Source organism: Solimonas marina, from assembly GCF_012241385.1.
GTDB classification, from domain to species: Bacteria; Pseudomonadota; Gammaproteobacteria; order Nevskiales; family Nevskiaceae; genus Solimonas; species Solimonas marina.
This window is the reverse complement of record NZ_JAAVXB010000017.1, coordinates 25,176-39,858: the sequence shown is the minus strand read 5'-3', so window position 1 is coordinate 39,858 and position 14,683 is coordinate 25,176. Positions and strand designations below refer to the sequence as shown.

16 protein-coding genes are annotated in these 14,683 nt (G+C 67.3%); 8 read left to right on the top strand and 8 right to left on the bottom strand.

Annotation, left to right across the window (positions count from 1 at the left end):
• Positions 1-67: 67 nt before the first annotated feature.
• The 3 genes from G7Y82_RS20120 to G7Y82_RS20110 all read right to left on the bottom strand — a co-directional run bounded on the left by G7Y82_RS20120 (position 68) and on the right by G7Y82_RS20110 (position 3,076).
• Complete coding sequence (locus tag G7Y82_RS20120; protein WP_168149931.1) at positions 68-1,525, bottom strand: LutB/LldF family L-lactate oxidation iron-sulfur protein; 1,458 nt, start codon at positions 1,523-1,525, stop codon at positions 68-70.
• Positions 1,526-1,622: 97 nt separating this feature from the next.
• The gene (locus G7Y82_RS20115; RefSeq protein WP_168149930.1) at positions 1,623-2,318 is read right to left on the bottom strand and encodes a LutC/YkgG family protein; all 696 of its coding nucleotides are present in this window, start codon (positions 2,316-2,318) and stop codon (positions 1,623-1,625) included.
• The gene (locus G7Y82_RS20110; RefSeq protein WP_168149929.1) at positions 2,315-3,076 is read right to left on the bottom strand and encodes a (Fe-S)-binding protein; all 762 of its coding nucleotides are present in this window, start codon (positions 3,074-3,076) and stop codon (positions 2,315-2,317) included. Before G7Y82_RS20110 ends, G7Y82_RS20115 begins: the two co-directional genes overlap by 4 nt.
• Positions 3,077-3,212: 136 nt before the next feature.
• Here G7Y82_RS20110 and G7Y82_RS20105 point away from each other — a divergent pair, with 136 nt between their 5' ends.
• Together G7Y82_RS20105 and G7Y82_RS20100 are read left to right on the top strand one after the other, a co-directional pair.
• Positions 3,213-3,908 carry a FadR/GntR family transcriptional regulator gene (locus tag G7Y82_RS20105; protein WP_168149928.1) on the top strand — a complete coding sequence of 232 codons (696 nt, stop codon included), beginning with the start codon at positions 3,213-3,215 and terminating at the stop codon, positions 3,906-3,908.
• A gap of 231 nt (positions 3,909-4,139) precedes the next feature.
• The gene (locus G7Y82_RS20100; RefSeq protein ID WP_168149927.1) at positions 4,140-4,595 is read left to right on the top strand and encodes a hypothetical protein; all 456 of its coding nucleotides are present in this window, start codon (positions 4,140-4,142) and stop codon (positions 4,593-4,595) included.
• A gap of 3 nt (positions 4,596-4,598) precedes the next feature.
• Here the strand turns inward: G7Y82_RS20100 and G7Y82_RS20095 are convergent, their stop codons facing one another.
• Both G7Y82_RS20095 and G7Y82_RS20090 read right to left on the bottom strand, forming a co-directional pair.
• Positions 4,599-5,141: a cytochrome b gene (locus G7Y82_RS20095; protein WP_168149926.1), complete on the bottom strand. Its 543-nt coding sequence runs from the start codon at positions 5,139-5,141 to the stop codon at positions 4,599-4,601.
• Positions 5,138-6,238, bottom strand: coding sequence for a catalase family peroxidase (locus G7Y82_RS20090; RefSeq protein ID WP_168149925.1), 1,101 nt, complete (start codon positions 6,236-6,238; stop codon positions 5,138-5,140). The genes G7Y82_RS20095 and G7Y82_RS20090 overlap by 4 nt, the downstream gene beginning before the upstream one ends.
• A gap of 192 nt (positions 6,239-6,430) precedes the next feature.
• Between G7Y82_RS20090 and G7Y82_RS20085 the strand changes: the two genes are divergently transcribed.
• The 3 genes from G7Y82_RS20085 to G7Y82_RS20075 all read left to right on the top strand — a co-directional run bounded on the left by G7Y82_RS20085 (position 6,431) and on the right by G7Y82_RS20075 (position 9,067).
• The gene (locus G7Y82_RS20085) at positions 6,431-6,949 is read left to right on the top strand and encodes a sigma-70 family RNA polymerase sigma factor (protein WP_168149924.1); all 519 of its coding nucleotides are present in this window, start codon (positions 6,431-6,433) and stop codon (positions 6,947-6,949) included.
• Entirely contained in the window at positions 6,946-7,695 is a 750-nt protein-coding gene (locus G7Y82_RS20080) for an anti-sigma factor family protein (RefSeq protein WP_168149923.1), read from the top strand. The genes G7Y82_RS20085 and G7Y82_RS20080 overlap by 4 nt, the downstream gene beginning before the upstream one ends.
• Positions 7,696-7,756: 61 nt before the next feature.
• On the top strand, positions 7,757-9,067 hold the full coding sequence (locus G7Y82_RS20075) for a patatin-like phospholipase family protein (RefSeq protein WP_168149922.1): 1,311 nt from the start codon (positions 7,757-7,759) through the stop codon (positions 9,065-9,067).
• A 51-nt stretch (positions 9,068-9,118) separates the two neighbouring features.
• Here G7Y82_RS20075 and G7Y82_RS22020 read toward each other — a convergent pair whose 3' ends face one another.
• Positions 9,119-9,472: a glycine zipper 2TM domain-containing protein gene (locus G7Y82_RS22020; protein WP_168149921.1), complete on the bottom strand. Its 354-nt coding sequence runs from the start codon at positions 9,470-9,472 to the stop codon at positions 9,119-9,121.
• A gap of 168 nt (positions 9,473-9,640) precedes the next feature.
• On the opposite strand from G7Y82_RS22020, the gene G7Y82_RS20065 reads away from it, so the two are divergent.
• A complete protein-coding gene (locus G7Y82_RS20065; RefSeq protein WP_168149920.1) occupies positions 9,641-10,561 on the top strand; it encodes an alpha/beta hydrolase in 921 nt (306 codons plus the stop codon).
• A 75-nt stretch (positions 10,562-10,636) separates the two neighbouring features.
• Positions 10,637-11,509 carry an alpha/beta hydrolase gene (locus G7Y82_RS20060; RefSeq protein WP_168149919.1) on the top strand — a complete coding sequence of 291 codons (873 nt, stop codon included), beginning with the start codon at positions 10,637-10,639 and terminating at the stop codon, positions 11,507-11,509.
• 13 nt (positions 11,510-11,522) lie between these two features.
• Here G7Y82_RS20060 and G7Y82_RS20055 read toward each other — a convergent pair whose 3' ends face one another.
• Positions 11,523-12,362, bottom strand: a complete 840-nt coding sequence (locus G7Y82_RS20055) for a YihY/virulence factor BrkB family protein (protein WP_366515705.1) — start codon at positions 12,360-12,362, stop codon at positions 11,523-11,525.
• A gap of 200 nt (positions 12,363-12,562) precedes the next feature.
• Between G7Y82_RS20055 and djlA the strand changes: the two genes are divergently transcribed.
• On the top strand, positions 12,563-13,330 hold the full coding sequence (gene djlA / locus G7Y82_RS20050; protein ID WP_168149917.1) for a co-chaperone DjlA: 768 nt from the start codon (positions 12,563-12,565) through the stop codon (positions 13,328-13,330).
• A gap of 7 nt (positions 13,331-13,337) precedes the next feature.
• Here the strand turns inward: djlA and G7Y82_RS20045 are convergent, their stop codons facing one another.
• The gene (locus G7Y82_RS20045) at positions 13,338-14,666 is read right to left on the bottom strand and encodes a PQQ-dependent sugar dehydrogenase (RefSeq protein ID WP_168149916.1); all 1,329 of its coding nucleotides are present in this window, start codon (positions 14,664-14,666) and stop codon (positions 13,338-13,340) included.
• Positions 14,667-14,683 lie beyond the last annotated feature (17 nt).

Below are 14,683 nucleotides of genomic sequence, written 5' to 3'. Positions count from 1 at the left end.
ATGACCGCTTCCTGATCCGGCGCTCTGCGGCGCCTCGATCATCAAGTCTAAACCGAATGCGTGCGCATCACCCCCCACCATCGCGACGGCGCTGCGCCAGCATCGCGCGCAGCGACTGCGGCGCCGGCTTGAGCGGTGCGCGGCTTTGCGTCCAGCCGGCCTGCACCGGCGGCGTCAGCCAGCGCAGGCGCGGCGCCAGCCACGCGAACAGCCGGTACAGCGCGGCGTTGGAGTACAGCAGGCGCCAGCCCTTCCAGGCCAGGACTTCGCCGAGGCGGCGCACCGTGCCCTGCCCGACCAGCGCCTGACTTGGCGGCGTCATCGACTCGGTCACCGAATGCCGGCCCGCTTCGCGCAACTTCATCAGCATGTCCGGAATCGGAATCTTGACCGGGCAGACTTCGCCGCAGGCGCCGCACAGGCTCGATGCGGTCGGCAGGTCACGTGTCGATTCCAGGCCGACCAGATGCGGCGAGATGATCGAGCCGATCGGCCCCGGATACGTGGTGCCGTACGACAGGCCGCCGACGCGTGTGTAGACCGGGCAGTGGTTCATGCACGCACCGCAGCGGATGCACTGCAGCGTCGCGCGGTAACGCGTCTCGCGATAGGCCTGGGTGCGGCCGTTGTCGAGCAGCACCAGATGCATTTCCTGCGGGCCGTCCTTCTCGCCATCGCGGCGCGGCCCGGAAATGATGTTCAGATACGTGGTCACCGCCTGACCGGTGGCGCTCTTTGGCAGCAGCGCGTACAGCGGCAGGACGTGTTCGAGTTTCTCTACGACCTTCTCGATGCCGGTGATGGCGATATGCACGTCCGGCACCGTCGTGCACAGCCGGCCGTTGCCTTCGTTCTCGACCAGCACCAGCGTGCCGGTTTCGGCGACCATGAAATTGACGCCGGACACGCCGATCTTGGCGGCACCGAACTTCTCGCGCAGCGCCTGGCGACCAATGCCGATCAGCTCGTTGACGTCGTCGGTGAGCGGCGCACCGTTGATGTGCTCGTGGAAAATCTCGGCGACATCCTGCTTGGTCTTGTGGATCGCCGGCATGATAATGTGGCTGGGCCGATCGCCGTCGAGCTGCAGGATGTACTCGCCCATGTCGGTTTCGAGGCACTCGATGTCCTGCGCGGCCATCGTGTGGTTCAGCTCGATTTCCTCGCTGACCATCGACTTGCCCTTGACCATCAGCGACGCCTCGTGGCGCTGCGCGATGTCGAGGAAGATGCGGTTGGCGTCTTCCGGCGTTTCCGCCCAGTGCACCTGCACGCCGCGCGCGGTCAGGTTGGCTTCCAGCGTTTCGAGCAGGTCCGGCAGATGGTTGAGCGCGTGCTGGCGCACCTGCTCACCCATTTTGCGCAGTCGCTCGAAGGCCTGCAGATCCGGGAACTGCAGCGCGCGACGCTCGATCAGAAAATCCATCGCGCCGCGGAAGCTCGAACGCAGATGCGCGTCGTGCAGCGCCTCGTGGCTGCGCAGCTTGAAGTCTTCCGGGCGCACGGTCACGGCTTCGGCGCTCATGCGGCAACCCTCGCACCGACTTCACGTGTGACCGCTTGCACGAGAGCGCATGCTCCCGCACCCGTTTGCGCTGCGCGCAAAGCACCGTGTCGCATGCTCATGCGCCACCTCCATCGCGGATCAGCAAGATCACCAGTTCCTTGGGGCCATGCGCGCCGTAGACCAGCACGCGCTGAATGTCGGCGGTCTTCGACGGGCCGGTGATCATCAACACATTGGTCGGCATCGCATCGGTCCAGCGCTGCGTGCTCATCGCCTCGTGCAGCGTTTCGAAAATCTGGCGCTCGTGGAGCACGGCGATATGCAGCGGCGGAATCAGCGACAGCGTGCGCGGCTCGGCCGGCGTCGGATGCAGCAGCAAGCTGCCGGTTTCGGCGACGGCCCCGACCGTGGTCGTGATGCCGGCGTCGACCTCGTCGAACAGTTCCTTCTTGATCCCGGCCAGCGGCTCGTCGTACCAGCGCAGTTGTTCGGCCGGCAGCAAGCCGGCGACGGTCTCGGCGATCGCCGTGCCGCGACCGAGCAGCAGGCGCGCCGGACGCTTGTCGGCGAACACGCCGGCCAGCGCCTGCGGCCAGTCGGCCGGCGTGGTCTCGACCACTTCGGCACGCCAGCTCTGCGCGTGGCGAATGAAGCGCGCGGTACGCGACTCGTCCTGCGGCACGGCGCGCGCGGCGTAGTAGCCGGCGACGTCGGGCACCGCCACCGGCTCGCCGGCCGGCGCCGCACGCAGGCGCTTGAAGATGGCACCGCGCGCACGCGCGTCAGCGTCACGAATCGGGTTGGCGCTCATGCTGTGCCTCCCTGCGCCATGCGCTCGCGGATCAGCGTCGCGATGTGGCGGCCGCGCAGCGCGTCCTGCCGCTTCTCCAAGGTCAGATTGAGGTTGAGCAGGCAGCCGCAGTCGGCGCTGACGAAGCCATCGCAACCGGTGGCCTTGATCGCGTCGAGCTTGTCGGCCGCCATCGCCGCGGAAATCTCCGGATGCTTGACCGAGAACGTGCCGCCGAAGCCGCAGCATTCGGACTCGTGGTCGTGCACGAGCAGCTCGACACCGGGCAGCTTGGCCAGCGCCGCACGGCCGTTCGGCAGTGCGTTCATCTCGCGGCGCGCGCTGCACGAGGTGTGCAGCGCAACTTTGATCGGCGCCGCACCGGATGGCAGTTCAAGCCCGAGGTGGTTGACCACGTAGTCGGTGAACTCGTAGGTGCGCGCGGCGATGTTCTCGGCCTGGGCGCGGCGTGCGGCATCGTCGGCAAACAGCTTCGGCCAATGGTGCTTGAGCATGCCGCCGCAGGAGCCGGACGGCACGATGATCGGCCACGGCTCGGGAAACAGATCGAGCTGCGCGGCGGCGACGCGACGCGCCTCTTCGGGAAAGCCGGTGGTATAGCCGGGCTGTCCGCAGCAGGTCTGGGACTCGGGAAAATGCACGGTGACGCCGAGCCGTTCGAGCACGTCGACGACGTCGAGCCCGGACTGCGGCGAGAACAGATCGATGACGCAGGTCGCGAACAGATAGACCTGGGTCGCGGCGGGATTCGGTTTCATGGCTCCTCCCTGTCGGCCGCGAACGCCCGGATGGCGCACGGCGATGGGTTTATGAGCGCAGTCTGCGAGCCAGCGACGAATGTGGGATATTGGTCCGACCATTTCAATCGGCTCGATTCCCGTCCCCGTTTCCGCCATGTCCGAACGCCGCAGCGACCGTATTGCGCAACAGCTCGAAGCCGCCATTCTCGAAGGCGAGTTCAGCGGCCGCCTGCCGCCGGAGCGCGAGCTGGCGCAGCGCTATGGCGTGTCGCGGCAAAGCCTGCGCGAAGGCATCGGCCTGCTCGAGGCGCGCGGCCTGCTGTCGCGACGCCAGGGCGCCGGCACCTATATCAATGACGCCGGCGATCAGCGCATGGCCGAGATCTGGTCGGAGATGGCGCAGCGCCACCCGCAGCTGCAGGAATCGTTGATCGAATTCCGCGTGATGATGGAATGCCGCACCGCCGAGCTCGCTGCGCAGCGCCACACCGCGGCCGACCGCGACGCGCTGATTCGCGCCGAGGCGGCCGTCGACGCTGCCTATCGCGGCGGCGACCGCAAGGCGCAGATCGCCAGCGATGTCGGCTTTCACCGCGCGATCGCCGATGCCGCGCACAACCCGGTGTTCTCGTACCTCACCGGTTCGCTGCTGAAGCTGCTGCACGATCACGTGCAGCTGAGCATCGCCGGCCTGGCGCCGCAGTCGGAAACGGCGGCGGCGCTGCGCACCCAGCACCGCGCACTGCTCGAGGCGATTCTGTCGCGCGACCCGGCCGCCGCACAGGCCTGCGCGGCGACGCATATGGAGTTCGTCCGTGTGCGCCTCAACGACCGCTTGGCCGCACACTGAGCCATCGCAGACCGCGCGCCGGCACGCTGCGTGCTAGTGTTGTGCGGTCGCTCGCACGCCTTCAATGCCGAAGCCGCCGTACGACGATCGACGCCCGTCGTCCGCAATGCCGCGGATCGACGCCGGATTCCCTGCCCCGCGCAGCCCCGGCGTCCGGCCCGTAGTCCCTGACGCTGTCCAGCCGCCGGCTGCGCAGCGCTCATCCGCTCATTGCAGACCCGGAGATTCGCCATGCGGCATTCCTTCCTGATCCCGGCCGCGCTCGGCCTGACGCTGTGCCTTGCCTCGCTGACCGCCGACGCCTGGGGCGGCGACGACAACAAGTTCGTCGTCGTCAAGAACGGCAGCAGTTGCATGCTCGAGCTGCAGCCGGAACGCGACATGTTCAACGTTGCGTTCACTTCGCCGACGACGCTGCGCATCGAATCGAGCTACGGCTTCATCGGTGGCTCGGCGGTGCGCATCAGCTTCGACAAAGGCCCGGAAGCACATCTGTCGCGGCTCGACTCGCGCAGTGAAAAGCGCGTGCTCGGCACGCTGTCGCCGGAGGAGATCGCCGCGTTCGGCCAGCACACTTCGGTGCGCGTCGCCGGTGACGCCGCGCTCGGCAACCTTTATCGCAGCATTCCGCTGGCCGGCTTCGAGCAGGCTTACGCCCAGTTCAAGAGCTGCGCGACAACATCCTGAGGCTCAGCCGCGCCAGCGCGCCATCGTCGCCAGCACGCCATCGCGCCGCACCCAGCCGTGGTGCAGCGCGGCGGCGAGGTGCAGCATGACCAGCGCGAACAGCGACCACGCCAGAACCGAGTGCAACATGCGCAGCGCCGCGTAGGTCGGTGCGTGCGGCGCCAGTATCGCCGGCAACTGCAGGCCACCGAGCAACGCCACCGGATAGCCGCCGGCGGACAGCATCGCCCAACCCACCAGCGGCAAGGCCAGCATCAAGCCGTAGAGCGCGACGTGCGAACCGTGCGCGGCGAGGCGTTGCAGTGCGGACAGATCATCCGGCAGTGCTGGGGCCGGATGGCGCAACCGATACAGCAAGCGCACGATCGCGAGCATGAAGATCGCCACGCCGATCGATTTGTGCCAGACGATGTAGCGGCTGTACTGCGCTGGATCGCCGGCGATCATGCCGGCACCGAGCAGCAACATGAGGACAATCAGCGCCGCCATCGTCCAATGCAGGGCGCGCGCGATGCGCGAGAAATGCGATGCGTTCGATTGGTTCATGGCTGCGCCTCACCATGCGTGCCCGCCTGTTGTCCGGCCAGGGCGCTGTCTCCGGGTGGCTCGCCGGCGCGCCTCCGATAGGACACGGCGTAGGCCGCCGAACGCGCGCTGAGCAAGGGATCGTTGGACGCTTCGATACCGTCCGGCAACACCAGCGGGTCGTAAACGATGTCACGGCAGCCGCCGACATCCTCCCCCGATGCATGGGTCAACGTCAGCGTGCCGGCATCGATGGTCGGCCGGTCAGCCGGCCATGGCTGCGAGGCGTCGTCGACCGCATCGCCCGGTTGCGCCAGCGTCAGCATCAGATGCCAGCGCAGCGGTCCCGCGTCGAGCTGCTGCAGCAAGCGTTCGAAGCGCGCGTTCGGATCGTCGGCCAAGGCTTGCGGGTCCGCGACCTGCTCCGGTCGCAGCGACCAGCGCACCGCATGCGTACCACCCAGCGCGTCGCGCAGGATGAACGCATTGACGCTGTTGTACGTGTCGCTGCCGAAGTCGGTGGCGCGCGGCATCGTCTTCAACGCCTGCCCCAACGCCGCGGCCTGCGGGTGCGCGGCGATAAATGCGGACATCGCCGCGGGATCGGGCTTGCCGGTTTCCGGGTCCGGCTGCTGCGCACGCAGCTGGGCTTCGAAGCCAGCCGGTGTCGCCACCGGGAAGAACGGAATGTCGTTCATGCCGGTCCGCCACTGCTCGCCGTCCGGCAGCGTCAACTGCAAGGCCAGGCTGCGCACCGCCGCGCTGCCGTCGGGCACATAAGGATTAGGGCCGGCCTCGGCAAAGCGGCCGATCACGCTCGCCCGCTGCCGCGCGAAGAAGCCGGCTCGCGAATCACGGCTGGCGGCGCCGTTGCCGTCGAACCAGCCGCTGACGCAAATGCCCTTGGCGTGATTGCGGCGAAAGCCCGCATGCGGCCGCGGCCCCTGCAGGGTGTCGATGATCGCGCGCGCGCTCAAACCACGGCCACCGAGCACGCCCGCAAACCAGGTGAATCCGCCGACACCAGCGGCGACGACGGCGGCAATCGCCGTCAGGCGCGCCAGCGCCGCGGCGCCACGCAAGGGTTCGCGCCGCGGCGGCGCATGATCGGGATTCATGACTAGGTATCCTGTTGAGGTATCGCCCGGTCAGACGAACCGCTTCGGGGTTTATTCCCGCCACCCGAAAAATCTTTCGCGCTCGCTCCCCCTGGCATGACGACAGCGGCCGATGAAGGTCGTGTCATCTACCGCTATATGGGAATAAATTCACGTGCCGCTCGTCTCACCGTGGACTACCATCGCAAGGCCATGGATCAGAGTCCCTTCGACGACGCCGAACTACGTGCACTGCTGCCGCGATTGCGGCGCTTTGCGCTGCAGCTGACGCAGGACCCGCAGGCCGCCGACGATCTCGTGCAGTCGAGCCTGGAGCGGGCGCTGACGCGCGCCGGCGGCAAGCGGCCGGAAGGCGATTTGCGCGCCTGGCTGTTCTCGATCCTCTACCGCCGCTTCGTCGACGAACAACGCCGGCAGAAGCGGTTCAGCCGCGTCCTGGCCCTGTTCGGTGCTCGCGACGCCGGCCAGGCGTCGTCGCCGGAAGACACCATCGTTGCGCACTCGATCCTTGCCGCACTGGCGGCGCTGCCCGCTGAACAGCGCGCGCTATTGCTGCTGGTCAGTGTCGAAGGGCTGAGCTATCAGGAAGCGGCCAACGCCCTCGACCTGCCGATCGGCACGGTGATGTCGCGCCTGTCGCGCGCACGGCAGGCCTTGCGCCGGCTCAGCGATGGTGACGCGGCGCCGGCCGCACTGAGGATCGTCAAATGATGGCGCATCCGACCGAGGCCGACCTGCATGCCTACGTCGATGGCCGCCTCGAACGCAGCGAGCGGCTGCGCGTCGAAGACTGGCTGATGGCCAATCCGGATTGGGCGATGGTCGTGTCCGGATGGCAACGCGACGCCAAGCGCCTGCGCACGGCGCTGGCGATGCCGGATAGCAACGAGCTGCCATTGCGCTTCTCTGCACAACGCTTGCAGGAGCGCCAGCGCAGCCGGCGGCGCGGCCAGCTGGCGATTGCCGCCTCGCTGCTGCTCACGCTCGGCATCGGCACCTTGCTCGGCTGGCAGGCCGGCCATCGTGCCCCGTTACCGTTCGTGCCGATGGCCGATGCGGTCGAAGCCCATCGCTTGTTCGCCGACAACCCGAACGCGCCGCTGGCGTTCAGCGGCAGCGACACCCTGCCACTGCAGCACTGGATGGCCACGCATTTCGATGCCGGCTCGGTGCCATCGCTGACCATCACCGGTTTCAAGCTGGTCGGCGCGCAGCCGCTGGTCACCGACGCCGGCGCCGCGTTGTTGCTGCTCTACGAAGATCAGGTCGGGCAACGCATCAGCGTCTACCTGCGGCCGCGTTCGCGCCTGAACAACCACGCCGTCGAGACGCGTCGCGACGGTGACCTGATTGCACGCTACTGGGTGCGCGGCCCCTATGGCTACGCCGTGGTCGGCAGCGCCGACGATCCGCGCGCGGGACTGCTGCAACAGCACTTCGCGCCGCATCGCACCTGACAGCGCGAAGCCGATTGGCTATCGTCGGCGGCGGGATCAATGCCAACGTCGGGGAAACAGGGTGCGGAGACGACTCCCAACCAGCGCGATGCTGATCGGCGCAGCCGCAGCGCTCGCCGCCTGTGCGCCGGCCCCTCGCCTGCCACCGCCGGCGCCGCGCCTGAGCACCGCCGATCCGGTCGGCTTCGAAGGCGAGCACGTCCGCCTCGCGTACGACAGCGAGCACGCCTTTCTCGAACATTCGAAGCTGACCTTCGCAGCGTTGCGCCGCGCCGCGGGCGACGGCCCGATCAATGCCCTGTCGCTGTCCGGCGGCGGCGCTGGCGGCGCCTTCGGAGCCGGCGCCCTGGTTGGCTGGACACGCAGCGGCAAGCGTCCCGAGTTCCAGCTCGTCACTGGCGTCAGCGTCGGCGCGTTGATCGCACCGCTGGCCTTTCTCGGCCCTGACTGGGATCCGGTACTGACCCGCGCGCTGGCTGGCGACAGTTCCGAGCATCTACTGCAGCGTCACCTGCTCGATGCCCTGTTCGGCAGTTCGCTGTACGCCGGGCGGCCGCTGCGTGAACTGGTCACCCCATTCGTCACCGACAAGCTGATCCGGGCGATCGCACGTGAGTACGCCCGCGGACGGCGGCTCTACATCGAAACCACCGATCTCGACAAAGGCGAGCCGGTCATCTGGGACATGGGCGCCATCGCGACGCACGGCGGTCCGGCGGCGAGAAAGCTGTTCACGAATGTGCTGGTCGCGTCCGCCAGTATCCCCGCGGTGTTTCCGCCGGTATTGATCCGCGTCACCGAGCACGGTCACGAATACGACGAGATGCATGTCGACGGCGCCACGACGATGCCCTTGTTCATCGGCCCGGAAGTGTCGGCACTGGTGACGCGCGACGCGCCACGCCTTCAGAACTTCCGCGCGTACGTGCTCGTCGATGGCCAGCTCGGACGCTTTCCGAGCAAGACGCGTCTGCGCACGCACAAGATCGTGGCGCGCGCGTTCGATACCAACCTGACGCATGAGATTCGCATGGCGCTGGCACTCGCCTACAACTTCGCCGATCGCTACGGCATGCGCTTTCAGCTGACGGCGATCCCGACCGGCTATCCGTTCGGCGGGCCGCTGGATTTCAAGCCGGCACACATGCACAAGCTGTTCGATTATGCAGCGCACTGTGCCGAAAGCGGACAGCTCTGGCTGTCGCTCGACACCATGTATCACCAGGCGATGACCGCCAGTGCACCGATGCCGGGGGCCACACCCGGCTGTCCGGTGGTCGATAGCGCGGACGCGCCCAGCGATCCCGCGTCCGCGCACATTCAACATGCGCCGGATGCGCACCCGAAACCCCAAGCGGTAGAGCACCCATAAAGCAGAGGCGGACATGATGTCCGCCTCTGCTTTTAGCTCATGACATCTCGATCAGCTCGCGACGTCGTGGCACTGCTGCTGGTAGGTCACGTCCTGATCCGGAAATTTATCGTTGGCGATCTTGTGGCCGGCATAGGCACCGCCCACAGCACCCGCAGCGGTCGCGACATCCTTGCCGGTACCGCCGCCGATCTGATGGCCCAGCACGCCGCCGGCGACACCGCCGACCACGGTCCCGATCACCGAATTGGTGCCGTTCTTCTTGTTCGTCACCACTTTCTCGTTGGTGCAGACCGTATGCGTCTTCGCATCATCGCCCTTCGAGTGTGAGGCATAGACCATGGCCGATCCGGCCACGACGACGACCGCAACACCACCAATGATTCCCGCTGCAACGTTGTTCATGACACTGCACTCCTTTGCGAAACGCACGATGTGCGTTGCAAACCACCCTAAAGCGCGTCACTGAATTTTTCCTGATTGCGCGTGTCAGCCGACGTTCAGCCGTTTTGCCCGGCCCGCGCAGCGTCACGACACACCGCTACGATATGCAGCGTCTCGCAAGGAGTGCGGATGCGCGCCATCGTTCCCGTCATCGCCGCAGTGCTGTGGTGCAGTGCCTGCAGTACCGAGCTCGGCCGTCCGGACGGCCCGCCGCCGACGCCATCGCACACGACCTTTCACGTCGAGCGCGGCGTACGCTTCACCCCACCGGAATGGCCGCAGGAGCTGCGCGCCGACCTCTATTTGCCCGATGGCAGCGGCGCGCATCCTGCGGTGTTGCTGCTGTTCGGTGGCGGCTGGCACCACGGCGAGCGCACGCAGCTGGCGCCGATCGCCACGACGCTTGCGCAGCGCGGCTATGTCGCGGTGGCCATCGATTACCGGCTTGCGCCGATCTACCACTTCCCGGCGCAGCTGCAGGACGTGCAGCTCGCGGTGCGCTGGATGCGCGCCAACGCGGCGACCTATGACATCGATCCCCGACGCATCGGGGCCTGGGGTTATTCGGCTGGCGCACATCTGGCCGCGCTGCTCGGCGGAATCGACACGCGCGACGCGCTCGGCGAGCCCGGCAGCCGCATCGAGGCCGTCGTCGCCGGCGGCACGCCCACCGATCTGACCAAGCCGACCCATCATCACCAGGTCATCGAGCTGATCGGCGGCACCGAGGCGCAGAAGCCACAGCTCTACCGCGAAGCCTCGCCGGTCGACTACGTCGATCGTGGCGACCCGCCGGTGTTTCTCTATCACGGCGGCAGCGACGAGCTGGTGCCGCTCGATCACGCCACCGACTACAAGAAGAAGCTCGACGCCGCAGGCGTTCCGTGTGAGCTGATGATCCTGCACGGGCGTGGCCATGTGATGACATTTCTCACCGATCAGCCCGCCGTCACCGCCGCGCTGCACTTTCTCGATCGCTATCTGCGCGACGCCCCGCTGACGGTCGCTACCGACCATGCCGGCCAAGCTGCTGCCGAACCGCCGCCATGAGGCCGGTGCGCGAGCCTTGCGTCCGCCAGCGCGCTCAGGCCGTATAAGCCTGCGCATCCCGATCGAGGTCCACGCATGCTCCGTCATTCCAGCCTGGCTGCCGCACTGCTCATGGGCGGCTGCACGCTGCACCAGGGTCGCCCTGATGTCCCGGTGCCGGAACCGACGCGAACGGACTATCGCGTCATTCGAAACGTCATCGTCTCACCGCCCGACTGGCCGCAGCCGCTCGCGGCCGACATTTACCAGCCGCGCGGCGACGGCCCGTTTCCAGCGGTGCTGGTGCTCTATGGCGGCGGCTGGCATTCGGGTGATCGCACGCAGCTCAAGTCGATTGCCAAACAACTCGCGCGGCGCGGCTATGTCGCGGTCGCCGGCAGCTACCGACTCGCCCCCGACCACATCTGGCCGACGCAGCTGCGTGACGTACAGCTCGATGTGCGCTGGATGCGGACACACGCCGCGCAATGGCGGATCGACCCGCAACGCATCGGCGCCTGGGGCTACTCGGCCGGCGCACACCTCGCCGCGCTGCTCGGCGGGATCAGCGCTAGAGACGCGCTCTACGACGCCGACGCGCGCGTCGAGGCAGTCGTCGCGGGTGGCACGCCCAGTGATCTGACCAAGTTTCCCGGCGGCACGCTCGTCCCCCAGTTCATCGGCGGGACGCGCGACACCCACTACGCCCAATATCAGGCAGCCTCGCCGGTGCACTACGTCAGTGCCGGCGATCCACCGGTGTTTCTCTACCACGGCGGTTTCGATCGCCTCGTGCCACCGGATCACGCCACCGACTACCGGGCCTTGCTCGATGCCGCCGGCGTGCCGTGCGAGCTGATGATCCTGCGCGGCCGCGGGCACATCACCGCGTTTCTGACCGATGGTGCCGCCGTCGATGCGGCACTCGAATTCCTCGACCGCCGCCTGCGCGACGATGCAGGACCGTAACTAACTCAGCCAGTCAATGAAGAGGACGTCTGCGCGCCGCCAGCGATCCATGCCGCAACGCGAATTGATAGGTAAACGCCGCACCGAGCAGGAAGATCTGCGCCGAGTAGTAGACCCAGACGATCACCGCGATGAGCGTGCCCGAGGCACCGAACGACGACGCCACCGAAGCATGCCCAATGTACAGACCGATCAGCAGCTTGCCGACCGAAAAAAGTAAGGAGGTGATGGCGCCGCCGACGATCACGTCGCGCCATTCGATGCGCACGCGCGGCAAGACCTTGTAGATCATCGCGAACAGCGCGGTGATGATGGCGAAGCCGAGCGCAAAATTGAGGACCTGCAGCAACCAGCCGGCGCCGCCGAGCCAGTCGCTCCAGAAGCGGCCGATGACGCTGATCGTGGCGCTCACCACCAGCGACACCATCAGCAGGAAGCCGACGCCGAGTATCAGGCTGAACGCCAGCAAGCGCGCACGCAGCAGACGCATGAGGCCGCTGCCACGACGCGGCGGTGCATGCCAGATGATGTCGAGATCGCGCTGCAGCTCGGCCAGCACCGTGGTCGAGCCGATCAACAGCGTCAGCAAGCCCACCAGGATCGAGACCGGACCGTCGCCGGAGCGCGCGGTGCTGGCCAGCACCGCCTGGATCGCGCTGGCGCCATCGCGACCGACCATGCCGGCAATCTGCTCGAACAACGCGCCACGCGCCGCGTCCTCGCCGAAGATGAAACCGGCGACGGTGATGACGATCAGCAGCAGCGGCGCCATCGACAGCACGGTATAGAACGCCAGCGCCGCGCCCATGCTCGAGGCGCCGTCGTCCATCCAGGCGCCGACGGTGCGGCGCACGAGTTGCAGCCATTCGCGCCATTGCGGAAGCGGCGGCCTGGCGGGCGAAGGGTGGATCACATCGGCGGACGGGGCAGGCATCAATGATTTAAAGCATGTCAGCGACGCGAATCATGAAAAGCGCCACGACCCGCACCGCAGATGAACGAGGCCCCGATCGCCACAGCGAAAGCCGCGGGCGCTCACGTAGAATGGCTGGCATGAATCCCCTCGTCATCATCGGCGGCCTGATTGGCGCGCTGTTCGGTCATCTCCCGGGTCTGGTCATCGGTGCCGGCATCGGCTACCTGCTCGCGCGCACGGTGCGCGTCTCGGTGATCGGTGCAGCGACCAAGGTGCAGTCGCAGTTCCTCGATTCGACGTTCGCGGTGATGGGCGCGGTCTGCAAGGCCGACGGTCAGGTCACGCACGACGAGATTCGCGTTGCCGAAATGCTGTTCGATCGTTTGCACCTGTCGCCGACCGCACGCGAGTCGGCGAAGCAGGCATTCAACCGCGGCAAGACGCCGGGCTTCGATCTCGACGGCGAAGTGCGTCGCTTCGCCCTCGCCGCGCGTGGCCAGCGCGTGCTGTTGCAGATGTTCCTGCAGGTACAGCTGTCGGCGGTGGCCGCCGACGGCGCCGCGCATCCGGCCGAGCGCGAGATGCTGACCCGCATCGCGCGCGGCCTGGGACTGTCGGAAGCCGAAGTCCAGGCGCTGGAAGCGATGCTGCGCGGCGGCGCCAGTGCGGGCGGCACGCGGGCACCCAGCCCGTCGGCGATCGACGACGCCTACCGCGTGCTGGGCGTGCCGTCATCGGCCTCCGATGCGGACGTCAAGAAAGCCTATCGCCGCCTGATGAGCCAGAACCATCCGGACAAGCTCGCCGCCAAGGGGCTGCCGGAGTCGATGCGCGAAATGGCCGAGCAGAAGACGCGCGAGATCACCGCGGCTTACGAGCTGATCGAGCGCATGCGCAAAGCCTGAGGCGAGCTCAGGGCGTTGCAGCCGGCGGCGCGGCGGTGACCCGCCAGATCGTGTTGCCGACGTCGTCGGCGATCAGCAGCGCCCCGGTGCGATCAAGCGCGACACCGACCGGCCGACCGTAGGCCTGACCGTCGTCGCTGACAAAGCCGTCGAGTACATCGCGCGGCATGCCGGCCGGTTGGCCATCGGCAAACGGCACGAAGATCACCTTGTAGCCGCTGCGCGGCTTGCGGTTCCATGAGCCGTGCTGACCGACGAACATCCCGTGTGCATACGTCGGCGGCAGGTGGTTGCCGGCCGCCGCGCACAAGCCCAGCGACGCGGTGTGCGCGCCGAGCGCGTAGTCCGGGACAATGGCACGGGCCACCAGGTCGGGCTTCTGCGGTTGCACGCGCGTGTCGACATGCGTGCCGTAATAGCTGTACGGCCAGCCGTAGAACCCGCCCTTGCGCACCGAGGTCATGTAGTCGGGTACCAGGTCGTTGCCGATCTCGTCACGCTCGTTGACGACCGTCCACAGCGCGCCGCTGTCCGGCTGCCAGGCCATGCCGTTCGGGTTGCGCAGGCCGGTCGCGTAAAGCTGGTGAGCACCGCTGGCAACGTCAACCGCCCAGATCGCCGCGCGCTGCTGCTCTGCTTCCATGCCGTTCTCGGCGGCATTGCTGTTGGAGCCGACCGTCACGTACAGCGTGCGGCCATCGGGGCTGGCCAACAGATTCTTGGTCCAGTGATGATTGCGCGGCCCGGCCGGCAGCTCCACCAGCGTGCTCGGTGGCGCATCGATCTGCGTTTCGCCATCGCGGTACGGGAATGCCAGGATCGCATCGGTGTCGGCGACGTAGAAGATATTGCCGATCAGCGCCATGCCGAACGGCGAATGCAGGTGCTCGAGGAAGGTGGTGCGTTGATCGACGACGCCATCGCCGTTGGCGTCACGCAGCAAGGTGATGCGATCGGCACTGGGGACGCCGGCGCCGGCGCGGCGCATCAGCAGTGACGCGATCCAGCCCTTGAAGCCGGCGCTGTCGTCAGGGCGTGGCGGCGCATTGGTTTCGGCCACCAGCACATCGCCGTTCGGCAGCACGTAGAGCCAGCGCGGATGGTCGAGGCCGGTCGAGAACGGCCGCACCTGCAGACCGTCGGCGGCGCGCGGGTGCAGATCGGCCGGCCAACCAGCCGCCCTGGCGACGTTGACGGTCGGAATCAGCGCGGCATCGGCTTTCGGCAACGCCGGATCGGGGCCGTAGCCGGCACTGACCGGCCGATTCGATGCGGTGCTGCAGGCCGCCAGCGCGAGCGTCGCCAGCGCAGCGGCCAGACCTGCGAGCTTGATCATATGCAGCCTCCCGACAT